A 25742-nucleotide genomic window follows, 5' to 3' on the forward strand; every position below is an offset into this window, starting at 1 on the left:
CGCATGATTTTTTCATTAATCCACACCAATGTAATAGGAGGTATTACATGAGGAACTGGGTCAAAATTCTAATTGGACTGGTTGCCGGAGTCGCTTTTGGAGCGATCTTCCCTCTCTTCACCCCTTACGTCGCTCCACTGGGGACATTGTTCATCAAGGCGATCAAGCTATTGATCGTACCGCTCATTTTTTCTTCCCTGGTCACCGGCATCACCAGCATGCAAGATATCGGCACGCTGGGCAGAATCAGCCTAAAGACGGTTATCATATACATGGCCACTACCGTCTGCGCCATTTCGATAGGCCTTCTGTCCGGGATCATACTGCACCCCGGAACAGGCATGAACCTCATTGCCTCCGAAACGAATACAACGGTGGCAGCAGTCCCGTCCATCGCCGATACCCTGCTTGGGCTTATCCCCTCCAATCCGTTCAAGGCCATGGTCGAAGGCAACATCCTACAGGTTATCATCTTCACCGTATTGCTGGGCATTGCCATCAATCTGACCGGCAAGAAAGCCGCCCCGGTTCGGAAATTCTGCGAATCCATGGCCGAAACAATGTATTCAATGACGGCAATCGTCATCGCTTTTGCACCGGTAGGCATCTTTGCTCTGATGGCCAACGTGGTTTCCCAATACGGACTGAGCGCCCTGTTGCCGCTGCTGAAGGTTCTCTTGGCAGTACTGGCGGGCAGTGTCATCCACATCATCCTCGTATATGGGGGAAGTGTCGCGCTCTTGGCGAGGACCAATCCGGTCATTTTCTTCAAGGGCATCATGGAAGCTTTGCTGGTGGGTTTTTCCACTACCAGCAGTTCAGGAACCCTGCCGGTCACGACCCAATGCATGGAGGACAACCTCGGCGTATCCAAATCGATTACATCGTTCGTCCTTCCCTTGGGGGCCACTATCAACATGGACGGAACGGCCATCTACCAGGGTGTCTGTGCGATTTTCATCGCTCAAGCATACAACATCGATCTCACCGTAGGCAATTATCTTACAATCATCTTCACGGCCACACTCGCCTCCATCGGCACGGCAGGCGTTCCCGGAGCTGGACTCATAATGCTTTCCATGATCCTGACCGCCATCGGGCTTCCTCTGGAGGGAATCGCGCTGATAGCCAGCATAGACAGGCTGCTGGATATGGTGCGCACAACCGTCAACGTCTGCGGTGACGCCATGGCCACCCTCCTCGTCGCTAAAAGCGAAAACGAAGTGGGAGAGGAGAGAGAAATGGAATCACCTTGTTGTACCACTAAACAACGTTTTTAAAACAGACAGTTTTACGGGTCAGGTTCATCCTCTCCCCCACCATCATCATGTCCATTTGCCTGTTCCACAAAAAAAGGCTTAGAAGGAAAACCTTCTAAGCCTTTATAATCATTGTTTGAGCTGGAGTAATCAAACCCACGACCTCCTGGAAGTGCAAAGTCCCCCTTCTTAGGTTTTTGCAAGAGTTGTAAATTTATCCCTGCGTGGGGGGGCATCGTCTCCACGCTCTCTTTCTGCCAGTGATTTATATCCAAATCCTTTGAATAAGTTGTTGTAGCGCTCTTCCACCATATTTACCCGATCAAGCGCGGCTTTCCGTTCTGTCGCAAGCAGGAGAAGCAAGGTCTGATCTGACATCGTTTCCAATTCGCAACGAAGATAGGTCTTGAACATTTCCCCGCTACCTTCAAAGGTTTTGGGGTATTTCTCCAACAACTCGACCATCCAGTTGGTTTCGATGTCGACAATGTCGCCGATATGGCGGGACTCGTTGATCGGTGGGATGCGATTCTCCATGCGTGCATATTTTTCAGTCATCAAATTGCGGCCTGACTTCTGGGCATTCGTGAGATCGGATAAATATGACTCCAGCACAGGCATTGGGAGTACAGAATGATGCATCGTTCGCATGGTTTTGAACGTGTTGAGGTGGTCCTGACACGGAGAATGGACTGTGGAGTTCACATGTCGAAACATTTCCAACTCTATGTCCACTATTTGATTTATTCTTTCTTGATTACGAACAGGAATGGTCATGCCTGTTTCCTCCGAAAGTGTTTATACGCGCTGTTAACCATAGAAATGCAGACATTGCCCTCTTTCGCCTAGAAGGGAGTGTCCCATCCGACAAAGCAAAAGAGTCCTTTTTCTTCGGCTATTGATTTGAGATGCTGCATCTGTTCATCCGAGGGCGAGGTCTGCTCGGCCAGAGCGTAGGTACGTCCTAATTGCCGATACTTGGATTCGCCAAGCCGGTGAAATGGCAGCAGGTTCACTGCGTCCAGTCCGATGCTGCGAATGAAGTCGGCGGTTTCGGCAATATTGGATGCGGAGTCATTTCTGCCGGGAATGATGGGAATCCTGGGGATGATGACTCCGTTCCAGTCGGAGCGGACAAGCTTCTCGATATTGCTGAGAATGAGCTCATTGCCTACACCGGTCAATTTGCGATGCGCGGCTGAGTCCATGTGCTTGATATCCGTAAAAATCCAGTCCACATAGCTCGTGGCTTTCAAGTAGAAATCCGTTGAAATGCAGGACGTGGTCTCTATACAGGTGTGTATGAAACGCTTTTTACATTCTTTGAGCAGCGGCAGAATGAATTTTTTCTGAAACAGCGGTTCACCCCCACTGAAGGTGACGCCTCCCTTTGAGCCCCAGAATTGGCGATCCCGTTGGAAAATCCTGATGAGATCATCAACGGAATACTGCTTGCTGTTGATTGTGAGTGCTTCATGGTAGCATGTTTCTATACATTTGAGGCTCGTACAGAAGTCGCAGATTTCGCGGTTGAAGTGGAGTTTGTCATTTTCGATGGAGACTGCATTTTCAGGGCATGTGTCCACACAGTGGCCACAACATTGGCAACGGGTCTCCCGGTACATCATGACCCGTTTTCTATGCAGTCCCTCGGGATTGCTGCACCAGATGCAACTGAGCGGACATCCGTTCAGGAACACGGTGGTTCTGGTACCGGGTCCGTCGTGAACAGAGTGTCCCTGCACGTCGAAAACGAGGCCCGTCAATGTCTCGGAAGTGTCCCCTACAGATATTTCGTCAATTGCTTTGTACATTTTACGCTACGCTCTGTTGTGTGACGAATGCTTGTAATTCCCTTTAATTGGCGCCGTTCTGGTCACGACAGAACGGCGCCGGGGGGGCAGCTCTCATGGAGGTATTGAGAGTTAAACTGTGGAAACCTTTGCTTTGGCCCGGGCCAGGACTTCCGTGGAAAGGGGCAAGCTGGAAGCGATGATCCCGGAGACAAGGAACGCACACATGGCAAAGATGATGGAGTAGGTGTAACTCCCTGACATATCCTTCAGGTATCCGCCAATAAGTGGGCCGATGAACGGGCCGATACCCATGACGATGAGGGTGGCGAGGCCCCATATCTTGCCCAGGGTGGCTCGACCATAGACAGCACCAGTGTATCCTACGACGCCGCCGGGAACGATTGCCCAGTATATGGCAAAGATGAAGCAGGCGATGAGGCCCAGGATAGTGCTGGCAGAGGTCTGCATGAGCAGCAGTCCGCAGGCGGCCACACCGGTCAAGGGACCGAATATGAGCATGCGTTTGCGGCCTTGCGACTCACATTTGGAAGCCTGGACGACCTTGTCGGCCACAATACCCATGATGGGCATGGAGAAAATGCCGACCACACCGATAGCGACATAAAGATTGGTGGCCTTGGACAGGCTCATGCCGAGATCGGAGTTCCAGTAACTGACCACTTGAGTCCAGACCAGGAACTCAGCAAGCATGCTGGTCAGGAATGTGAGGATTGCCCCCCAGATGGGGAAGGTGGAAAAGGCTTCCTTGATACCCCACACGTATTCTTTGGTCGCGCTTGCTCCGGGCGTTTCACCGAAGGGCTCCATCCCATAATCTTCAGGATTCTTCTTTGCCAGTAACGCGGCCACGATCAGACAACCAAGAGTGAGCACTCCAAGGAGCTGCATGGCGCCACGCCAAGCATCGCCTTCTGCTCCGACCAAGCTCTGCTTGACGAACAGGCTCATGACAACCTGCGACATGGGGGCTCCGGCAAACGCTATGCCGAACATTTTGGCATAACTTTTCCCTACAAACCACTTGCGGACGGAGATGGTGGAGGACACCCACAGCATACCGGTTGCCGCGCCTGCCAGTATGCCGTAGGCAGCGTAGTATGCGTAGAGGCTGTGCACCATGCTGGTGACATAGAACCCGGCCGCACCGAGAATGGCACCCATGAAGTATACTGGTTTTGTGCCCCATTTATCCAAAATCATACCGCAGCCGAAGGCGGCAAGGGCGTAGACCATCATCATGAAGGAGTAGCCCAGGGTCACTTCGGTCTGGGACCACCCCATGTCGGCACTCATGGGAACCTTCAGGATCGAGAAGGTTGCGCGATAGCCGAAGAGGCAAAACAGGGCCAGCCAGGACGCGGCAATGACTGACCATCCGTAATATTTTTTACTGTAACTCATTATTATCCACCTTGAAGTTGAACTGCGACAAAGGGCCGTGAAGGCTTATGGCGGATGTCGGACCCGCCATAAGCAGGCCGGGGAAGGATTTCCCCGGCCTCGGAGGAGTCGGTTAGGCCTCCTTGAACATGTCGCAGGTAACTGCTGTCATGTCGCCATAGGCCATAAACTTGCCTTCCTGCATGCTGGCTTCACAGATGCCCATGTTGTCTTCGGATTCCGAGTAGTTTTGACAAAACTTGCACTTGGGCAGACGGGTATAGCTCTCAGGAGCTTTGGAGTCTCCCTTGACCATTTCGCCAGTCAGGCGATCCAGCCCCTTGTCTGCATCCACAGGGACGAATTCACGGGTGTCGCGGTATTCGAGTTTCATTTTTAGATTCCTTCGTATTCGGTTCTTGCGATGAGTTCGTCCTGCACGGCTTTGCCGATTTCGACCCAGTACTGGGTGAAGCCTGCCACGCGGACCATGAGATCGCGGTAGTTATTGGGATTTTGCTGTGCGTCGCGCAGCATTTTGGAATCGACCACGTTGTATTGAACGTGGAAGCCGCCCTTGCGCATGTATGCACGGGTCAGATCAACCAGCTTGCGGGAGCCTTCGGGGCCCTTGATGGCGCTGGGGTGAATCTTGATGTTGAGCTGTGAGTTCTGCGACTGTGCGTGGTCCCAACAGGTGGCGGAACTCATCAGGGCAAACGGACCGTTACGATCGGTGCCAGGGTATGCAGACAGGGATGCGTCGGCAAAGGTGGTTCCGGCCAGACGGCCGTCAGCAGAGGCAAGGGTGGCAGAGCCCATGGCTCCGTGCGTGGAGACCGAGATCTGGCAGGGATACATGGGATGACCGTACAGGGACTCGTAGTTGGAGCAATCCGGGCAGAAGAAGGATTCCCATTCCTGCAGAATGCTATCAGCTGCCGGGTCGTCGTTGCCGTACTTGGGAGCCTGCAGGCACATGAAGTGCAGCTTGTCCCACTTGCCTGTGTCGTCTTCTTTTTTCTGCTGGTCGGCAATGGAGAAGGAATCGACTTCATGAGCAGTTTTGAAACCGAAGTTGTTGGCGATGGCCTTGGAGAGTTCTTCCAGGGTGACGGACTTGTCTTCAAAGACCAGCTTCTTGATTGCAGCCAGGGAGTTGACGCAGGTGATAGTACCGGTGGACTCCACGTTGTAGGTGGCGTTGTAACGGTAACCGAGTTCGTCGATGAGGTGGCCGGTGTCGAGGCAGTCGGGCTTGAGCATGGACTGGAAGACAGCCATGTTGTTCTTGCGCCAGATGTCGTGCTGCAGGTTGTTGGTCAGGGCCAGCACGTCGCAGGCTTCCTGCCAGTACAGCTTGAACTGGTCCCATATGACATCGTATGAATCCAGCTTGCGGTCATGTGCCTTGTACACACGTTCGCCGGTGCGGGAATCGACGCCGTTGGTGAGAACCAATTCCAGGATCTTCGGCATGGAGACGAAGTGTACGCCAACCGAAGTGGGCTGACCGCAACCGCCGGGAATGAAGTACTCCTTGCCATTGAGGTGCAAGGGCTTCCAGCAACAAGCGGATGTTTCCAGACAGCCGCCGATGGCCCATGCGCGGGCTTCTTCGGAGTCCATTCCTTCAGGGCCGTATTGTTTCATGAGGAATTCATGAGCAATGGGGGCGTTCATGAAGGCGGGATAGCCAGCGCCGGTCTTGATGACCTCCGCTGCCAGCAGGAGGAAGTCCTCGGGCAGTTTTTCGTCATACAGCAATGCAATGGTGGACTGCGGCATGGCGTTGGCTGCAGCCGCCTTGAGGATGAGGTACTCAAGCGGATTGACTGCGGACTTGCCATCCTTGTCCAGACCACCTACAGAGACGGTGTTGAAGGTGTTCCCGGACAGGACGCCACCGACTACGCCCATGGAGGCGAAACAGTCGATAGAAGTCTTGTACAACCGGTCCAGTTCGAGCAATTCGAGGACTTCGTCCTCGGTAATGCGGCCAGCTTCCATGTCCTGCTCAAAGTAGGGATAAAGGATCTGACCGATACGTCCCGGGGAAAGACCGGAAATGGCGTCTTCATTGAGGACTGCCAGGTGTATGGTTTCGATCAACTGGAAAGCTTCGCGGAAGGTGCGGGGCGGGTTATGGGCGATCCACTCGAGGCAATCGGCGATCTCACCATATTCCGCACGCAAGGTAGCGTCTTTCTCAGCGGCTTCGAGCCTGCGAGCTTCCTTGGCGTAGTTGAGAATCCAGTTCTGGACACCTTCAACAACATGAATAACCGCTTCGTAATTGTAGAGGCGGTTGGTACCCACCAGGCCATCGCCGTCAGCACGGCCGGCGACCTTGTTCTTCATTTCCTTGGCAATCTTGATGATGCCGTCGAAACCGTATTCCAGCGGGTAGTAATAATTGATGACTTCTCGACCCTGCGGGAGCGTATAACCGGAGTCGAACATGCACACGATGGAGCGCATGATCGCTTCCTTGGTTTCGTAGTTGGGGACCATCTGCTCATATTTGCTTCCCAGATCATCAACGGATTTGCCGATCCACATCTTGGAAAGCTTGATCAGTGCAGGAATTTCTTCCTGACGCATGCCGAACTTGCCGGCAATGGAGACGATCTTGCCAAAACTTGCGACCACGTTGCCGCCGCCCTGACCGAATTTGGAGTGCTCGTCTGCAGAGGCGGAACCGCGCTTCATGGCTTCCTGATAGAGCTCGTCCTCCTGCGCCACGTAAAAGCCTTCCGACAGCCACGGCATCGGGAAGGAGCCGCGGAAGAACGGTGCCTTGTGCATGACAAGCTTTTCTCCGGGGTAGATGACCGGAGTGGTGTTGGAGAATGCGCGTTTCAGAGCCTTTGCGCGGCGGACAACGGCAATTTCGCCATCCAGTTTCATAAATTCGCGAGTGTACCAATAGGGGAATTCATTGTTCGCACTGGACAGGGTCTGCATGAAAATGTCCTTGAGTTTCTGAACTCTTTCATGCGGTTCGATGCGAATTTCGCGATCCACGATTTCGGCGGGGGCTGTTCCACACGCCTGGAAATCCATGGAGATACCTGCATCCGCCATGACTTCCTTGAAGGTTTTAGCCATTATAGCCTCCAGATAAGTTAATAAAATACGGACTGTGATTAGTCGTATGTTTCTTGCTTAAGCAGGAGAGGTGCCAACGCTTTATTGTTTGCGCGAAATAAATATAATCATTCAATAAAACAGAGTGTTACGACGGCTTTTGACGACTGACTCCATCAGAAAGCAGCACCCCTGAGTGTAACTAGGCGTGACACGTTGTTGTAGGAGTGATTGCTGATAAGAGGGAGTGTTGCTTGAAAAAGAAAGGTGGAAGCTTGGTTAAGGGGAAAGGAGATTGACAAAAAACATGTGTAAACAAATGTGACACACTGTATGCGGATGGGACATGGAGCCATAAGGACAAGGAGAATGCGCTTTTACGCCCAGTTCTGTTCATTATTATAAGAAGGATCAAAGTGCGCGGTGGAGGGCTTTTCTTCGCCATAACCACTCGACAATACTGATTTGAGAGTGTAGCGATCCATCAAAAAAAAAGTACCAGCGGAAGGAGGTTGAATGCTCGACTACCTCGGCATGTTCACCGATGTCAGGCATCTCATCGAGTTTCAGCGTAAGATCATTGATCTTTGCGCCGACGCTCTTATGGTTGTCGATAGGCAAGGCCGTATCGTTTACACCAACAGCAGTTTCAAGGACGCGCATAACATTGAAGAGAGTGATGCGTTGAACAAGCATGTTACTGACATTATCGACAATACTCGCATGCACATCGTGGCTCAGTCCGGCATTGCCGAGCACGATCAATTCCAGACAATTTCAGGCAGGCCATGTGTGGTGTCCCGTATTCCGGTCATTGACAATGATGAGAGCGTAGGAGCGGTGGGCTTGATCCGTTTTCGTGAAGTCGAAGAGGTTCAGGCCTTGACCGGCAAGGTCAAGGCGCTCCAGGAAAAGCTTTCGAAATTGCGGGCTGTACGGTTGGCCAGCTCGGACACGAAATACACTTTCGATGACATAATCGGCCTGGCCCCTGCGGTAGCCGAGGCAAAACGGATAGCCATGCAGGCTGCATGTTCAGACGCGACGGTGCTGCTGCGCGGAGAATCCGGAGCCGGGAAGGAAGTCTTTGCCCAAAGCATTCATGCTCACAGTCAGCGCAGAAGCGGACCCTTCATACGCCTGAACTGTTCAGCCATCCAAGAAAGCCTCATTGAATCTGAGTTGTTCGGCTATGAGGAAGGCGCATTTACCGGTGCACGCAAAGGCGGACGCAAAGGAAAGTTCGAGTTGGCGCATGGAGGGACCATATTTCTGGATGAAATCGGTGACATGCCCTTGTCTGCCCAGGTCAAACTCCTTCGAGTCTTGCAGGAAAAAGAAGTCGATCGTCTTGGGGGAGAAGAATCCTTGACCGTGGATGTCCGGGTTATCGCTGCGACCAACCGCGACCTTGAAACCATGATTCAGGGAGGTGAATTCCGCGAAGATCTTTTCTACAGATTGAACGTCATTCCCGTCTATATTGCACCGCTTCGAGAGGTGCCGGAGGAGCTTCCGCGTTTGGCGAAGAGTATCTGGCGCAAGCTGTCAAAGAAACATGGTATTTTTCATAAAAGACTCTCTGCGGAAGCATTCCACGCCTTGCAACAGCATAAATGGAAAGGAAATGTTCGCGAACTGGGGAACGTGTTGGAACGCTTTATGGTCATGGTGCGGCATGACTGTATCGACGAGACAGACGTTAGGAAGGTTCTTCTGCAAAATAAGGCATGTGAAGTAAGCCGTGAAGCGTCTGTCTCCGAAGGGAATTATGGTCTCAGCGAGTTGGTGGAACAAACCGAAAAGCGTGCCCTGACCTATGCTCTGGCCGCATCCGATGGAAACAGGTCCAAGGCGGCTCGGCTACTCGGCATATCTCGGCCTTTACTGTACAAGAAAATAAGTAAATACAAGATTGGGACTGATCAGGACGCGGCTAAAGAACTTCATATATCCCTGTGGTAGCCACCTCGTTTACTATGCGGGCGGACCAGACAACGCCTATTTGAGTGTTGCCGTCATGGTACCCAGCGCCAACGTTTTCCAAACGTCCGCTGTACAACCCCAACCATTGATCAACGAGCGGGATTTCACAATGTTTTCGGACCAGACCAGCGGATTCCAGGGTATGGTAGCCACCAAAATCACGCGCTATAACCGGTGCGCCCGAGCAACCCGCCGACGTATGCCCTGAAAGCAGCAGTCCCGGTTCTTTTGCTCCGGTCAATGCTGCTATTTTACATCCCACGCCGATGGGCATTTCATGAAAATCCCGACCTCCCGGGTAACCAAAGACCAAAGCATCACGGCCGGCAGCCAAAAACATGTCCGTGACGAGTGCGTAGGCCGCACTGTGTGGTGGAGCGGCCGATGTATCTATTCCCGGATGAGTCCAAAAAGGACTGTTCTCCCCTTCTTCTTTCTTTTTGTCCCTCAGGTCTGCCAAGTCCAGTACAGCGACATCACACCACCCCGCCCCTTCCATGTCTGGGTGTACTCGAAATAAGCTGCGGTCTTTTTCATATGGTGAAAAGCTTGCCACATGGTGTCCGTCGTAGAAAAGTTCTATTCTGAGCGGGTTGGGTGCTTCCCGGTCCTTAAACCGGGCCATTGGAGATATCCCCCCGCTGAGATTGTGAAAGGTTGTTGCGAGGCAGGGGCCATTTGCCCCTGAAAGAATGAACCCTGATCCCACGGCCCATTTGTGTTGACCAAAATCGAGAATCAATTTGGCGACGCATGAAGCTACGCTGGGGATGAGTTTGGCTGAAGTCTCCATAACTTATATATACCCGAGTTTTGGGCTGGAAGAAAGAGGAACACCGAAGCTGCCAGGATACATTGTCATAATGAGCGGGAGACTTGGTTTAGCAGGCGAAAGGACAATCAAAAAATGTTTGTAGCTCATTGCACAGGGTTTGCGGGTCGTCTGGATACATGGATTCAGGGAGACATATTTTGTTGTCATAGCCGCCGATACCGACACTCAAGAGGAAACGTCGCCAGAATCCGAGCCGGTCCATCCCCTTTGGATTGAGTTCCACCATGAGACAGTGAGAAAATCTGAATTCTTGCGGCTCCAGGCTGTTTATAAAAAACCAGGGAAGAAAGGTCTGCCCGAGTAAATTGCAATCCACATATAAGCCTATATGGTCCGCGAAAATGGACGGGCCCTGCATGAGGAGACGGCGGAGGTAGAAGGCAATCCACGGCAAGACAGCCAGGATGACAGGTATGAGAAGAAGGGCGACAACGTCAGGGTTTGCCTCGAAAAAAGTAGGCTCTGCCACGCGCCTGGAAAGCCAATACCAAGCGCTCCCCAACAATAAAAGATTGAGCCCCAGCAAAGCCAACAGGTATAGCCGTGAGGGATACAAAACCAAACGCGATGTATGTTGCATGCCGTGTCCATACTATGAAAAACAAGAGTATGCCAGTCAGGGCGTCGAGGGCTGCGCGGGTCTTGGATTCAGCAGTTCATCTTTTCCTTTTCTCGGACATCAAAAGCCTCATTCGGACTTATTACGCCCACCCCAAGCCGTGGTCCAGTTTCTTAGAACCACTTCTCGCCCGCTTCCCATTCACTCGATTTCATTTGTATATTTTTTGCCTATCCCACGAAAAAGACCTACAAAAAAACTTGTAAGCCTCGATTTCATTGGTGGAGCTTGAGTGAATCGAACCCGCGCCCTCTTGAATGCCACCCAGGAGACAACAAGAATAAGCACCTAATCTTTTGGACTTTTTCCACATTACCAGCGCAAGATCATTGAATTACTGGTAATTTTATGGATAAAGGTTCACCAAATTTGATATTTGAGGGTGAGGGCCTATAAGCATGACCAAGGCTTGGTCTATCAACCTATAAAAAATGACATATATAGGGCAGACAAGTCAACTGTGGATTCGTCCCCTTTTTCTTGCTAAAAACGCATGATGGACAACTGAAAATACGAATTGCGAAAGATCAATATGGCCTTAACAGTCTATTCTATATTTTTGTCAGCCCGCTGCTGGACATGAAACGCTTGATCCCGAAATGTGTATGGTCAAAATCCCATGTGAAAGGGAAAAAAACAATGAACTCTAGAACAGTCAAAGGAAGCCTAGGCAATTTTTCAGAAGTAGTGTCTTTTAATTACCCTGCTGTGGGGTGGTATTTTTCCTCGGAAGAAATCCAGGATTCCCTTGTCTTCAAAAAAAACAAATGGGTCTGCATGTTCATGTATCTCAGGATGGTGATGAATAAAGGGAAAAGGATCCGTTTCGCCGGAGACAGTGACCGCGCCTGCACCGGTCCTGCCGAGTTCTTCGGTTTTACTGACCTTGAAGATGACGGCGGCGTATTCATAGCTGAAACGGAACGGTTTAAAAAAGACCTCGAGACTTCAAAAGCATACACCAAGGAATCGGCAAGCCTTATTCATCCGCCGAAAGAAAAATACCTGTACATGGAAAAACTTGAAGATATCGCCGAGGATAAAGATATTGAGGTGGTAAATCTCTTCCCGGCGAATCTCACCAGCCTGACAAAACTCGTCGGTTTGTCAGGCTATGACAGGTTTGCCAATATGGACAATGTATTAACCCCTTTTGCTTCCGGCTGTCAGGCAGTCTTCACCCTTCCCTATCATGAAAAATTTCAAGAAAATCCGAAGAGTATTCTCGGGCTGGGCGACCAGTTGGTCAGACACTTTATTCCTGAAGACATGGTGCCGTTTTCAGTGCCTTCGACTCGATTCGTTGAAATGGCAAATAATATCGAGGGCAGTTTTCTTGACAAGAATTTCAAAAACCCGACAGGCTTCTAATCTCAAATTTTAACCTTCGACAAGCACAGCCGAACACCATGAAAGCGACCACCTGGAAAACGCCGAAACACTATTAGAAGTGGATCAACTTTTGTTGGACCAGTCATAGTACCCCCGGCAAAGCCGGGGGCTTGAGTTTGTGAGCCACTCAAAGTGGCTTTAAGAACCGCCTAAAGGCAGAATTTCAATTGTTCTATCCGCTTGTCTTCGTGCTCTTGCTTACGGATGTATTCTCTTATCACCTTTTCGTCCCGACCCACTGTCGTGACATAATAACCACGCGCCCAGAAGTTCTGCCCTGCAAACCCTCTTGCGCGGCCTTGGACTTCACGAGCTATGTGAATCGGGAATTAGGGGGACACCATACCTAATTCCCCATCCCCAAAAGTGAACAGCTAACCACCCTAATTTCATTTATATATTTTTTGTATATTCCACGAAAAAAGGCTTAGAAGGAAAACCTTCTAAGCCTTTATAATCATTGGTGGAGCTGGAGGGAATCGAACCCACGACCTCTTGAATGCCATTCAAGAGGCTCTACGGTGGAGATGACACATTAACCAACTATAAAAACTGCGCTTTCGCCCGTCCACTCCGATTTGTGCATCGTGTGCACGGGGTGCATCAGGTGCCGGATTCCGCATAGTTACGCAAGCCGCTGCTGTGGATTGGGACACAAAGAGGACACAAAGTCGATCTAAATGTACTCCTTAAGAATCGAGTTTGAATCCCCCATATCTTCAATTCGCCCTTGGTAGATGACCCTCCCCCCCCCGTCTCCGCCGCGGGGGCCAAACTCCAAAATGTAGTCCATGCTCTTCAGCATGAAGAGGTTGTGCTCAATGACCATGATCCCTTTTGCCTTCGTGAGCAGCTTATCCAGGAAACCGATCAGACGTTTTGTGTCGTGCCTCTCAAGACCGTTGGCTGGTTCGTCGATGATGAGGAAGGTGTTCTTGAGATTTGCCTTTACCTGGGACAGGAGTTTGATCCGCTGCGCCTCTCCTCCCGAGAGTTCGCTGGTAGGTCTAAAAAGGGTCAGGTGCCCCAAACCTATACCCTTCATGTCCTCCAGTTTGGCAGCGATTGTCTTGCTACCGAAAAACGAACCTGAATCTGACAGTGCCGCAACCGGGGTTGTAAGGATATCGTGAATGGAAAGCGCGTTGACACGGTGAGCCAGGACTTCCGGGTTGTATCGCTTACCTTCACAGGCCTCACATACCGAGCGGTACGTATGGCCGAACGATGCATCCTGCTCGATATAGCCCTTGCCCTCACAGACCGGACATTGACTATCCCTGTTGTTGAAAAGAAAGGTCTTTGCAGCCGTTCCCAACTCCTTACATAGAAACGAATCAATCGGCTGCATGAGCTTGAGGTAGGTCGCGACCGTGGAATTGCTGTTTCCCTGGATCGTCCCCTGGCTGATGTATTCAACGCCGCTCGTGCCCGAAATGGCCTCGGCAAAGGACGACTTGCCCGAACCGGACATGCCGCAGCATCCGACCAGGCAGCCCATGGGGATGGTGACATCGACATGGCGGATATTATGGACATCATGAACGGCGAAGGCCATGGAACCGTGTGGTTCAGCCTTGACGCGGTCAATAAAGACCTCCCGTTGGCCTTGAAGCCAAACGATCGAGTCGATCACCCTACCATCATCCAGGGCGATCAGATTGTCAGCCTTCTCGATAAACTCCAGCTCGTGTTCGACCATGACCAGCGTGGAGTCGCGTTCTTTCAAGGACTGGAGTTGCGAAATGACATCCGGGTATTCCGCTACGTGCAGCGAAGAGGAGACTTCGTCGATCACATAGAGCAGGTTCGAAAAATCCGAACTGAGCACCGAGGCCAGTTGCAGCCGCTGGAATTCGCCCCCGGAGAGGGACGGGATTGAGCGCATCGGGGAGAGGTAGCCCAGGTTGTTCCTGACGACATTGGTAACCAAGGTCGTCAGCTTTTTTACGGGAAACTCATGATCCGAGATGGATTGAATGAAAGGAAACAGCGCACCAAAGCTCGACAAGAGGATGTCGTGGATCGCCCAGCCATTGAGCGTGTATTCCGCTAGATGCTCCGCAAACCTGGCCCCATGGCACTTCGGGCAGACCTGTTCGGTGATGTACGACTTGGCCTTTTGCCGATTCCCCGGCACCTGCAGGTTGTCGCAGCATTCCTGAATCTCCCGAATCGCGCCGACAAAGGGAAACCGCTTCTGGCGGTAGCGATTCTTTTGCTTATACTTGACCTGAAACTGTTTGTCGCCGGTCCCGTGGAGCAATACGTCCTGTTGCCGATGTGGCAATTGGGAGACGGGCTTGGTCATGTCGATGCCGTGTGCGGCGCAAAAGGCTTCCAGTAGCGGATAGTAATGGCCGGAGAGAAAGTTGTTCCAGGAGAGGAAAGGCTTGTCCGCGAGAGGTTTATCGAAATCGACGATCCGGGTCGAATCAGGCCGATAAACGACGCCGAGCCCTTCGCAAGCCGGGCAAGAGTTGACCGGGTTGTTCTGGGCCAGGATATTCCGCTTAATGTTCGGATTGGCTTGCAGGAACAAGGGCAGGAACAGCTTGTCGAGCCCGAGATAGGTGAAGACGCTCGACCGGGGATTGACGTTGGCGTTCTTCTGCTTCAGCCCGATGGCCGGGAGCAGGTTCGCATAATCCCCGACCTTGGGCCGAAGGCTGGCCGGGATGCCGGAAATGGTATCGAGTTCGTTCTTGCAGAGCGCGTAGAGAGTATGAAACGCCAAGGAAGTCTTGCCCGCTCCGCTCCCGCCGACAACGGCGGTTATCTGTCCATACGGAATGGAGACATCAACAGACTTGAGGTTGTTGGTTTCTATGCCTCGGAGGGTGAGCATAATGACTGACAAAGAACTTACATCTCAAAAAGATCATCTATTACATATTGATTGGTTGCACTTAAGGCGTGTTGGGCTGCTTTTTCGTCCTTTAAGCTCGGAACACTATAAAGATACCAGAGCAAAGCATATGCAGGCTTGCTAAGATACAAATTCATCATCCCAACTTGCTTCAGTATTTCTTCAACCCCTGCTGCAGCTACATGCGACAGGTCATGAGCGTTTTTCTTAATCCAACTGTACGCATAATAAAAACCATGTGTGGTGTTGCTTTTATCTAATTTATATGCCTCGTTATAACTATCGATGGCTTTGTCTATATCCCCCATTGATTCATGCATATTGCCAATATCAAACAAAGCTATTGATTCGTTATATTCACAACTAATGGCTTTTTTCATACAAATTATAGCTTCTTTAACTTGAACAAAATCCTCCTCTTTAACTCTCAACGTATTATCTGTAAGCTTATACCGAGAGACATTTTCTATATCAAGCCCGACGCTTTCTTTCTCGCAATATTCCATCCGGCCTCGAACGGCTAAGTATTTAGTCAGCCCCAAACCGTACCATCCCTTCGGAGAGTTGCCATGTATTTCTAAGGCTTTACGATAGTCACGCTCTGCAAGAGCGTAGTCTCCATCCTTGCCTCGTTTACGAAAAGCATCTGCCCTTAACAAGTATAGCACATAATAATCGTCGAATTCCATCCCGGTATCTTTGTAAACTTTTACTCCTGACTCCGGGTCCGATTCTGAATCCGATCCAGCACGTCCTTCCTCAATTTTTAACAAGACTTCAAATTTGGTACGAAGTTTCGATAGACGAATTTCTTCCGCTTTAATATTCCGGTAAGCTATAAAACTCCCAAAACCAGCAGCCCCCATTATTATCGCCAACAGACCACTTATTATTGTCACAAAATCACGATATCCACTGAAATCCTTAAGATAGTCTTTTTGAATAAGGTCAGTGATTGGCGGCTGATAGGCTTTAAGAAAAACAAAATCTATATGCCGGGACATAAAGAATAAAAAAGCCATGAGCAAAAAACCTCCGAACAGCCCTAGTCCAAATTTCATATAATCCTTCATCACTTTGACCTCGTTGAGCAATACGGACACTCATCCCACACACCATATTCTTCCAATACCAACTTCTTTGTGAAAAAATTGAACTCGCCGCGCTTGCCGATCATGGTCGGCTTCAGGTTCGGCAGCCCCAGCAGCAATTTCAGGCACTCGTTGGCGACGAAAGATGCGGAGATCGCCGCCAGAGGGGCTAGGTTGCCGAGGTTGCGGTGCTCCTTGACGATGCGCTCCGCACCTTCGATCTCGGCTACCTTGAGTTGATCCATGCCGTGCGAGATGCAGTGAAAGCACGGCGTCTTGCCGGGGATGATCGTCGGCCCCACCAGACTGAGGTGCATGTTGTAGCCACCGGCAATGATGTAGGGCAGGTCGAGGGCAAAGGCCGCCTCGTTGATGATCGCCGAGGTGTGAGCGACCGAAGGGAAATCCGCGCAGTTGATCAGGACCGTCTGCGGTCGCAGGTCATCCTTAAGGAGCGATATCAGCCGCTCCGAGCTTTCCAGCTTCTCATCAACAGCCCTGACTGTGTAGTAATCCTTCCGCCGCGCTGAAAGCATCTTGTCAAGGGCCAGAGTTTTGAGCGTACCCATATCGCCTTTGGTGAACAGAGAGCGGTTCAGGTTGTGCGGCTTCACCACATCGTCGTCGAGCAACGTGAAATGTTTGATCCCCATCTGGGCCAGCAAGGAGACAACCCAGCTCCCCACGCCTCCGGCACCGATCACAACCGCGTGGCTTTCCGCAATCCGCTGCCAAGCGGATTCCACATCGTAATACGGGATATAGGAGCCGATGAACGTTTTCACCCGGCGAAACGGGTCGGATTCACGGGACGCCACGACGCGTACATCCTCCACGGCGCACCGTTCAATGAGGACCTCGAAAAGCCGTTCCAGCCCGACAAGTTGTCGATCATCGAGGGCGTAGGTTTCTGCCAGCTTTGCATACGGCAAACTCCCGTCCAGATTGGAAAGAATCTTGACGTAATCTTCATCGGCAAAGGCCAAATTGAAGCTCTGCCTGATATCCGAGACAAAGAACTGATAGGTTCCCTCCTGCGGCATGGGCACGAAGGAAACGGACGGGCGGAGCCGGAAGCACTCCGCGTGGTATCGACTCATTTGCGCCCCTCCCCGCAGGACTGGCATTCCTTGTCCCTTTCGACGACAAAGGTGTCGAGGCTATAGTCATGAAAAAGGAATTCACCCCGACCGCCGGGAACCGCCTTTCGGTCTTCCGGGTTCATGAAGTAGCCCAGGATATCAAGCGCGGCCGTAGAAGCGCTGAACGTGGACAGGCTGCCCAGGCCACCGAACCAGCCCTCACGCTCCTTGACAGGGTGAGGGATGGGCTTCCAGTCCTTCAGACTCTCGTGGAAAAAGGTGGCGTAGCAATCAGCGCACGGCGTTACATAGGGAATCAGCAACTCACCCAGGGAGGCAAGATGGGCGTCGAATCCACCGGCAGCCAACACCGGAACGTCGTGCTGCAAAGCATACCGTGAAAGCTTGATGTTGGTATAGCCGACATAGGGCTGATCGGTGGTGTTGACGATAAGCGACGTTCTCTGGACCAACTTATCGAGGTCTGTGTGTGTCCTGAGGGTGACATTGCACAACTCGACTTGGGGGTCGAAGGCGAAGTCTTCCACCAGCGCCTCGGCGGCCTGTGTCTTGGGCGTACCGGTTTGCGAGGCAATCCGGTACGGCGTCCGTGCGATGTCGTTTTCCTCAACGTCGGCATAGTCGACGAGGGTAAATCGCCTGAACCCCATCATGCAAAGCTGTTGCAGAATTCCGCTGCCGACAGCCCCAAGGCCGAAGACCGTTATGTGCGCGCCAAATATCCGCTTTTGGACCTCATGGACCTTTTGCGGTGACCTGAGGATATCCAGCAGGAAATACAGTTGCCGCTTGTACTGCTCCACATACGCAGCCGGAAGCTGATCCGTTTCCAACGGGTCGGACAGGGTGACGATCCCTTCACCCTCGAGAAAAGCGAGGAAAGCTGCGGTTTCGTCGTCCAAGGCAAGGCCGGAATGCTTTAATGATTCCGCCAACAGCTGCGACTTGGAAAGCTCCTTGAGCAGAAGGGCAAAGGCGGGCTTGCACTCAATGCGCAAACGGCGCCTGTTGGATAAAAAAAGGAAAAGAACCGGGCAGACCTCTTCCTCCTGAGGATAAATAAAAACCTCCACCCCGTCTCGCAATTCCGGGGCGGAGGCTTCCGATAACTGTGTCATTACGTCTGCCTACTAGTACTGAACCTGACCGCCTTTGACAGCCAGATACTGTTCCCAGGCCTCGGTGTTCTCAACGAAGTTCGCATCTGCAGAGCAGGTCCTGGTACAACAGTCGGAGCGGCTGCCGGAGCAAGAAGCTGTATAGGCAACACTATCCATGCCATCTTCGTCGGAGATAATGGCAAAGCCGAACTTTTCCATGTGTTCATCATCTTTCTTCAGCATATCAATTCCTCGAACGGTTTAAATATTAACCCCGGAAATTCATTTTCTTCAGATTTTTCTTAGAGGTTGCAAATCGTTAAGTCAAGATGTCCCGGTAGCGATCCCAACTCGCTTGCAGAGCAAGAGGCCGGGAATCGCTACCTATTTCATCGATTCAAAATTATTCAGATGGTATGTCACGTCTTTATTCCTGTTCAGCAAGCATTTGTCCCCCTCATATCGGACCACGAGTGAGTACTGCTTGCCATCTTTAATAATACCAGTAGCAATAAACTTAGCGATATCGCTACTCTGAAGAACGACATAGTCGCTTCTCCATGAGTTACACATGAAGCGACGGGTAATAAGGACGTAAAACGTCGTGGAAGCGTCATACGATTTATAACTTTTCGCAGAGATGGTGAATTGAAATTTTCCTTGTGGATTCCTATTGGCCGTTTTCACCTGAATATGAAAGTATTTGTTCTCCCTGGATGCAACGACATCGATTCCCTCATCCACTGTCATGATCGATGCATTGTAGCCCCTGAAAAGAAGCTCGCTCAACAACGCATATTCTCCGGCCTTGCCGGTATACAAATTTGAAACTTGGGGGAGTTCTGCCGGGACAGCTTTTTTCCGTTTCTGCTTTGCTTTGTAGACACCGGAAAGATACCCGCCCCTACCATTGGGAACTCTGGATATCTCGGCATTTCGTTTCGCACTTCGGATGTGATTACTGATTGACGACCCGACTTTCCGGGAAAGCCCATCAACGTCCTCATTGCCGAATTCAACCGGATAACGGGCAGCCAACGCAACCGCGATTTCATTGACATGCATCTTCTTTTTCACGGTCTTCAAGATTTCAATGCACATGTCCAATCGATTCACAACGCCTCCAGAAAAAGTGATGATTCCAGACTCTGCTAGTCGGAATAATTCATGTTAATTCAGAAGGCTCAGCACCTTTTCAACCAATTCTATATTGTGTACTGAATTTCATCAACGAAAAATGATATATTAAAAATTTCATCATAATTTCCAGGAAGTGACATGAATATGGATAATCCGCTGGCTTTGGAAGTATCCGCCGCCGAATGCGTCAATTTTGCTTCTGCTCAGAATTCAGTGCCGATTCTACGCAGCATCCTCATTCATAATCCCACGAATATCTCCATTGAAAAAGTCACCTTGGAACTGACTACCACTCCCCCGTTTTGCCGAAACAAGACATGGGCCATCGACAAAATACATGCCGAAAGCGATGTGTCCCTCTCCGACTTGCGGTTGGAATACGACTTCGCTTTTTTCGATGGACTCAACGAAGCGGAACGTGGGCAACTGACCTTCCGGCTTCGCCGGGGCGAGACAACCTTGGGCGAACAGGTATTGCCCATCAGACTTTTGGCTCGGGACGAATGGGGAGGCTTGGATGAGATGCCCAGCATCCTCGCTGCGTTTGTCTCGCCAAACGATCCTGTTGTTGCAAATATCTGCAAACGGGCAAGCGTGCTCCTAGAACAGGGGGGCCACAACGGGGGGCTCAACGGATATCAGGAGCGAAACCCCAAGCGGGCGTACATGCTTGCTGCCGGCATATGGTCGGCCATCACTGAAAAGGCCCTGAGCTATGCACAGCCTCCCGCCTCTTTTGAATCCAGAGGGCAGAAGGTCCGAGGGCCGAGGCGGATACACGACGAGGGACTGGTCACCTGCCTCGACAGTTCGCTGCTTTTCGCTGGTGCGCTTGAAGCGGCGGGACTCAACCCTGTCATTATCTTTACCAAGGGACACGCCTTTACAGGCGTCTGGCTTGCGGACAAGACCCTCCCCTCCATCGAAGAACCGGATGTCGTCGAACTCCGCAAAGCCATCGCGGCACGGGAATTCGTGGCCTTTGAAACAACGTTGGTAACGAATCGCCCCGTAGCGGACTTCGCCCAAGCGGTTCAAAACGCCAGGGTGAAACTCAACGAAAAAAACGAAGTCGACTTCGAGCGTGCCGTGGACATCCGCAGGGCTCGCTTTGCAGGAATCACCCCCCTCGCTGCCCATCATGTCGTAGAATCATCAAAGGAAGCCGCAGAAGAGGTTGCCCCTGCGGCTCTCCCACCGGAACCGGACTTCGGCATGCTGCCGGGTGAAGTCGTAGACGAAACTCCCCAGACACCACAGGACAGGATAGACCGTTGGCAACGAAAACTCCTTGACCTGACTCTTCGGAATCGACTGCTCAACTTCAAGGACACCAAGCAGACAATCCCGGTCTTGTGCCCTGATCTTCCGGGACTGGAGGACATGCTGGCTGACGGGAAACGTCTGCAGGTCATTTCCTTAAAGGATGAGAACCCTGTCGGTACGAGAGACCCGGAGCTGTATCAACAGCAATATGGAAAGGCCATCCATGAAGAGTTCGCCAAGGACGCCCTGGAGCGCAAGCAGCTATGCATTCCGTTGTCTGGAACCGACATGCGTAACCGGCTGATCACGCTTTTCCGCAAGGCCAACAGCGAGCTTGCCGAGGGCGGTGCCAATACCCTGTACCTGGCGGTGGGCTTCCTCCGGTGGAAGAGAACGGAAAACGACCCGACATTGTATCGAGCTCCCATTCTTCTGCTCCCGGTTTCCCTGAAACGCCGTTTGGCGAAATCCGATTTTTACCTTGCGCACCATGAGGACGACGTCCGCATCAACGCGACCCTGCTCCAATTCCTGCAACGGGATTTCGGACTTAGAATTCCGTCTTTGGAAGGGGAGCTGCCAACTGACGACTCGGGTACCGACGTCCCTTTGATCTTCACGCTCATGCGCCAGGCGGTGAGGGACATCCCAGGATTCGAGGTTGTCGAGGAAGCGGCGCTTTCCACGTTTTCCTTTGCCAAGTATCTCATGTGGAAGGATCTGGTCGACCGAACCGAGGACCTGAGAAACAACCGACTTGTCAAACATCTCATAGACTCGCCTGAAACTCCTTTTGCCCAAGCGTGTGACGGTCCCTGCCTCCCACTTCCGAGTGAGATCGACAAGAAGATTCCCCTACACGACCTGTTGACCCCGCTTCCCGCCGACAGCTCCCAACTGGCGGCTGTGGTGGCGGCAATGAACGGGCACGACTTCGTCGTCATCGGCCCTCCCGGCACGGGGAAAAGCCAGACGATCGCCAACATGATCGCCCAGTGCCTGTCCGTAGGGAAACGCGTCCTTTTTGTGGCGGAAAAATCAGCAGCGCTGGACGTGGTCTACCGCCGATTGAAAGCATACGGACTTGGCGACGTCTGTCTTGAACTCCACTCCAACAAATCCGACAGGAAACGCGTGCTGATCCAGCTGGGAGCCGCCTGGGAACGTAGCGAAAAATATGCTACGGATTCCTGGGACCGTGCAACAAGCCAACTTGAGTCGGCAAGAGACCAACTCAACAGGTATGTGGAACAACTTCATGCACCTGGCAGCCACGGCTTCAGTGTTTTCCAGGCCATTGGCATTGTCACCGGGCATCGCCCACGGTTCGCTCTCACCTTCAGCAATCTCAAGGCGCATGACCAGGGCATGTTCACCAGGCTTGAGGAGACCGCAATACGCGCGGACAGAATTCACGCCATTGTCCGCGACTGCAAGGGATTCGACAGCGTTGACGCCGAGGAATGGAAGTTCTCTTGGGAAAACAGCCTGATTGAACATGCCGAATCGATTTTGGCCACCATTCCCCAACTCAAGGAAACAGCCGACGCCCTGGCGCAAAAGATAGGGCTACCGGACGCCGAGGAAACCAATCTTGAGCGTATAAAGCAACTCCATCGATTCCATGAAGCCTGCCGAATCGCTTCCGGGCGGGACTACAGCAAGGTCGTCGATGCGGAGTTGGGTCGTCTGGAAGAAGCCGCGGCATCTCTCGACGCCGCCATCACCGTCATTCGGCAGGCTCGCGCGAACCTCACGGCCAGTTACGAAAACGCCGAACTGAAACGCATCCCCGTGGACGACATCGACCGCCAATGGCGAGAGGCAAATGCCAAAATGTGGCCATTCTCGGCCTTCGGGCGCAGGCGAATCGGCAAACTTCTCCAGAGCTATGCGGCGGAGGGCAAGGTGGATGTCGCTTCGGAAATAGTTCCCCTGCGGGAGATCCAAAACAACATTGAAACCGTCGACCAGAGCGATCTGGCAGGGCTTCCGGTATTTCAAAACGAAGAGACTGACCATTCCAACGTTTTGGAATACCTGAAAGGTGCTGGAGAGTTGCAACAAGCGCTTGCCGATGTTCGGCGTCATGCCTCTGATGCCCAGCGATTTGGAGCCGCATTAGACTCCCTGCTCAACCACGGGCAGCAACAACATGACGCCGAACGCATGGCAACGGCATTTCACTCAGCACTCAAGGAATTCAAATCGGCCTGTGAAGCCTACACTGTCCATTCCAAGGGAAAGCTGCGTATCCAGTCGATAGAATCCCTTGAAACGGACCTGCGACATTTGATCGCCCACAAGACTCAACTTGCGGATTGGGTCCGTTGGGTGGCGGTCAGAGAGGAAGCACGGGCACTGGGTCTTGATCCATTTCTCAAGGCACTGCGAACCGGGCAGATCGAAAACGCCAAGTTGGATTTTCGGGTGGCATATTTCCATTGGTGGTTGCCCCTCGTCATAGACGCCAGCTCGGAGCTTTGTGGCTTCCGCCAATGGTCCCATGAAGATTTGATACGAGAGTTTCGAAAGAGGGACGAAGCCGTTCAAAAAATGGCCTCAGACCAGGTATTGATTAAGACCTCGCATGGGCTTCCGGCCAGAGATAGCGTCCCTCGCCGCTCGGAATTGGGAACATTGAGGCACCAGCTTGGGCTGCAACGGCCGAGCCTTTCCATCCGCAAATTGCTCGAAAACACACCAACCGTGTTCACCAAGCTGGCGCCATGCATGCTCATGTCACCGCTTTCAGTGGCTCAATACCTTCCCGCTGACCAGACTCAATTTGATGTGGTCATTTTCGATGAAGCCTCCCAGATCACGACGTGGGATGCGGTCGGGGCTATCGCCAGGGCCAAACAATCCATCATCGTGGGCGATCCGAAACAGTTGCCGCCCACCAACTTCTTCGGCCGTACCGATGACGAGGACGAGGAAGACCTTGCCGAATATGAAAAGGACCTGCCCAGCATTCTCGAAGAAGCCAGTGCGGCGGGCCTGCCGGAAGTCCAGTTGAACTGGCATTATCGCAGCCGAGACGAATCGTTGATCTCGTTCTCGAACCATCACTATTATGGTGGCAGGCTCATCACCTTCCCTTCGCCCAAAACAGAATCAGATGCCCTTGTCTTTCACAAAAACGATGGCGCGTATGCGAGAGGCACGGGCCGTACCAACATCACGGAAGCGAGAGGAATCGTCCGGTTTGCCAGGTCACAACTGGAACGCTGGCTACAACTCCCAAAGGAGACGAGACCGACCCTCGGCGTCATCACGTTCAATATCCAGCAACAGGAACTGATCCTCAACCTTTTCGATGAGGCCCGGCGTTCCAATCCGAAACTCGAATGGTTCTTCAGCGAAAACAGGGAAGAACCGGTCATCGTCAAGAACCTGGAAAACATCCAGGGAGACGAGCGGGACATCATGTGCTTCTCCATTACCTTCGGGCGAGACAATGGGGGCAAAATGTCAATGAGCTTCGGCGCGCTCAACCGTGATGGCGGAGAACGACGCCTGAACGTCGCCGTAACGCGAGCCCGATCCGAAATGCATGTTTTCTCATCAATCGAAGCCGATGACATCGACACATCGCGGACCAAGGCCCTTGGCGTGGCGCATCTCAAAACCTTTCTTGACTACGCCAAACGCGGCCAGATAGCGCTCCCGTGCGGTGCAGGTAGAGGCGATTCTGTTGGTGAGGCAGAAAGCCCGTTTGAAGAAGCCGTCATGTCTGCCCTCCAAAACAAGGGCTGGGAGATACGGCCTCAAATTGGTGTTTCCGATTACCGAATCGACCTGGGCGTGGTCCATCCCGATCACGCAGGGGCCTACCTGGCGGGCGTTGAGTGTGACGGCGCAACCTACCACAGTTCCGCAAGCGCGCGGGATCGAGACAAAATCCGTGAGGCGGTCCTGTGCAACCTCGGTTGGAACATCATCCGCATATGGTCAACAGACTGGTTCATGAATCCTACGGAAGCACTCAAACGGGTTCATACAGAACTTGAGGAGCTTCTCGAAAACTCCCGACAAAAGGAGAAGGAACTAGAAGCCCATGCCAAAGAACAAGCCGAGCATGATGAAGAATGGAGAGAGGTGCCCGAAGGGCTTGTTGCGGAAACAATGAAATCGCAACCGGAAGAAGAGCATGTTTTGCAACCTCGGGCTTCAAGACAAGTCAAACTTCCCAATGTAAGCAATGAACTTGAGCTTCCGTATTCTGATCCGGAACCACCAGATCAACACTCAGAATATGCCAAGTCAACCGGCGTGGATGACTCGGCGGCATCAAGTAACGTCTCATCCATCGAATGGCCCGTCCTACCGAAGGCAGACCTTTTTTTCGACCCTGGGTACACACCGATTCTCTGTCAATTGATCGATCATTTGGTAGAGATAGAGGGCCCCATCGAGGCCGACCGACTTGCCCGGACTATCTGCAAAGCCCATGGCTGGAAAAGGACCGGGGCCAATATCAAGCAGCAAATCGACACCTGTCTCGGGAAAAATGAATCCCGTAAGGAAGGTAAGACGACTTTTGTCTGGTCTCCCGGAACTTACCAGGAAAAGGTCCCGTATAGGTCCATAGAAGGCAGAGCCGTCACAGACATCTCGCGCCACGAACTATTCGGGCTCATAGCTGACCATCCTAAACTTGTAATGAGTAAAGACAGGGTCCGGGACTTGGCGGACATCTTGGGGGTTAAGAGGCTATCGCAGAAGGTTAATGAGTACCTCGGCAATTGCCTCTCAACATACTTCATGCGCAAGATGAATTAGTCACAACTAG

The 25742-nt window shown here is 52.0% G+C and carries 17 protein-coding genes and 1 pseudogene; 4 read left to right on the top strand and 14 right to left on the bottom strand.

Going from position 1 to position 25742, the window contains the following annotated elements:
- Positions 1–47: 47 nt before the first annotated feature.
- Positions 48–1280: a dicarboxylate/amino acid:cation symporter gene (locus tag DWB63_RS02555; RefSeq protein WP_128327244.1), complete on the top strand. Its 1233-nt coding sequence runs from the start codon at positions 48–50 to the stop codon at positions 1278–1280.
- A gap of 168 nt (positions 1281–1448) precedes the next feature.
- On the opposite strand, the gene DWB63_RS02560 is transcribed toward DWB63_RS02555, so the two are convergent.
- The 5 genes from DWB63_RS02560 to hpdB form a co-directional block, all read right to left on the bottom strand.
- On the bottom strand, positions 1449–2036 hold the full coding sequence (locus DWB63_RS02560; protein ID WP_128327245.1) for a DUF4125 family protein: 588 nt from the start codon (positions 2034–2036) through the stop codon (positions 1449–1451).
- A gap of 68 nt (positions 2037–2104) precedes the next feature.
- The gene (locus tag DWB63_RS02565) at positions 2105–3073 is read right to left on the bottom strand and encodes a glycyl-radical enzyme activating protein (RefSeq protein ID WP_128327246.1); all 969 of its coding nucleotides are present in this window, start codon (positions 3071–3073) and stop codon (positions 2105–2107) included.
- A 111-nt stretch (positions 3074–3184) separates the two neighbouring features.
- Positions 3185–4477 (bottom strand): MFS transporter, encoded by a 1293-nt coding sequence (locus tag DWB63_RS02570; protein WP_128327247.1) that lies wholly within the window; start codon positions 4475–4477, stop codon positions 3185–3187.
- Positions 4478–4589: 112 nt separating this feature from the next.
- The gene (gene hpdC / locus DWB63_RS02575) at positions 4590–4850 is read right to left on the bottom strand and encodes a 4-hydroxyphenylacetate decarboxylase small subunit (RefSeq protein WP_128327248.1); all 261 of its coding nucleotides are present in this window, start codon (positions 4848–4850) and stop codon (positions 4590–4592) included.
- 2 nt (positions 4851–4852) lie between these two features.
- Positions 4853–7567: a 4-hydroxyphenylacetate decarboxylase large subunit gene (hpdB, locus tag DWB63_RS02580; protein ID WP_128327249.1), complete on the bottom strand. Its 2715-nt coding sequence runs from the start codon at positions 7565–7567 to the stop codon at positions 4853–4855.
- Positions 7568–8062: 495 nt separating this feature from the next.
- On the opposite strand from hpdB, the gene DWB63_RS02585 reads away from it, so the two are divergent.
- On the top strand, positions 8063–9511 hold the full coding sequence (locus DWB63_RS02585) for a sigma 54-interacting transcriptional regulator (protein ID WP_128327250.1): 1449 nt from the start codon (positions 8063–8065) through the stop codon (positions 9509–9511).
- On the opposite strand, the gene DWB63_RS02590 is transcribed toward DWB63_RS02585, so the two are convergent.
- Both DWB63_RS02590 and DWB63_RS02595 read right to left on the bottom strand, forming a co-directional pair.
- Complete coding sequence (locus DWB63_RS02590; RefSeq protein WP_128327251.1) at positions 9483–10157, bottom strand: hypothetical protein; 675 nt, start codon at positions 10155–10157, stop codon at positions 9483–9485. The two genes, DWB63_RS02585 and DWB63_RS02590, sit on opposite strands and share 29 nt — an antisense overlap.
- A gap of 256 nt (positions 10158–10413) precedes the next feature.
- The gene (locus tag DWB63_RS02595; RefSeq protein WP_128327252.1) at positions 10414–10947 is read right to left on the bottom strand and encodes a hypothetical protein; all 534 of its coding nucleotides are present in this window, start codon (positions 10945–10947) and stop codon (positions 10414–10416) included.
- Positions 10948–11565: 618 nt separating this feature from the next.
- Between DWB63_RS02595 and DWB63_RS02600 the strand changes: the two genes are divergently transcribed.
- Entirely contained in the window at positions 11566–12357 is a 792-nt protein-coding gene (locus DWB63_RS02600) for a DUF169 domain-containing protein (protein WP_128327253.1), read from the top strand.
- 170 nt (positions 12358–12527) lie between these two features.
- On the opposite strand, the pseudogene DWB63_RS02605 reads toward DWB63_RS02600, so the two are convergent.
- The 7 genes and pseudogenes from DWB63_RS02605 to DWB63_RS02635 form a co-directional block, all read right to left on the bottom strand.
- Positions 12528–12701 (bottom strand): annotated as a pseudogene (locus DWB63_RS02605) (transposase); the annotation flags it as partial.
- 353 nt (positions 12702–13054) lie between these two features.
- A complete protein-coding gene (locus tag DWB63_RS02610) occupies positions 13055–15226 on the bottom strand; it encodes an ATP-binding cassette domain-containing protein (RefSeq protein WP_128327254.1) in 2172 nt (723 codons plus the stop codon).
- A gap of 17 nt (positions 15227–15243) precedes the next feature.
- On the bottom strand, positions 15244–16320 hold the full coding sequence (locus DWB63_RS02615; protein ID WP_241648600.1) for a tetratricopeptide repeat protein: 1077 nt from the start codon (positions 16318–16320) through the stop codon (positions 15244–15246).
- Positions 16320–17438, bottom strand: coding sequence for a ThiF family adenylyltransferase (locus DWB63_RS02620; protein ID WP_164879761.1), 1119 nt, complete (start codon positions 17436–17438; stop codon positions 16320–16322). Before DWB63_RS02620 ends, DWB63_RS02615 begins: the two co-directional genes overlap by 1 nt.
- Positions 17435–18559 carry a ThiF family adenylyltransferase gene (locus tag DWB63_RS02625; protein WP_128327257.1) on the bottom strand — a complete coding sequence of 375 codons (1125 nt, stop codon included), beginning with the start codon at positions 18557–18559 and terminating at the stop codon, positions 17435–17437. The genes DWB63_RS02620 and DWB63_RS02625 overlap by 4 nt, the downstream gene beginning before the upstream one ends.
- Before the next feature lie 12 nt (positions 18560–18571).
- Complete coding sequence (locus tag DWB63_RS02630) at positions 18572–18784, bottom strand: hypothetical protein (RefSeq protein ID WP_206613118.1); 213 nt, start codon at positions 18782–18784, stop codon at positions 18572–18574.
- A 141-nt stretch (positions 18785–18925) separates the two neighbouring features.
- A complete protein-coding gene (locus tag DWB63_RS02635) occupies positions 18926–19618 on the bottom strand; it encodes a hypothetical protein (protein ID WP_164879762.1) in 693 nt (230 codons plus the stop codon).
- Positions 19619–19819: 201 nt separating this feature from the next.
- Between DWB63_RS02635 and DWB63_RS02640 the strand changes: the two genes are divergently transcribed.
- The gene (locus DWB63_RS02640) at positions 19820–25732 is read left to right on the top strand and encodes a DUF3320 domain-containing protein (protein ID WP_128327259.1); all 5913 of its coding nucleotides are present in this window, start codon (positions 19820–19822) and stop codon (positions 25730–25732) included.
- Positions 25733–25742: the final 10 nt, after the last annotated feature.

The sequence above is a fragment of the Pseudodesulfovibrio sp. S3 genome (genome assembly GCF_004025585.1).
Lineage (GTDB): Bacteria > Desulfobacterota > Desulfovibrionia > Desulfovibrionales > Desulfovibrionaceae > Pseudodesulfovibrio.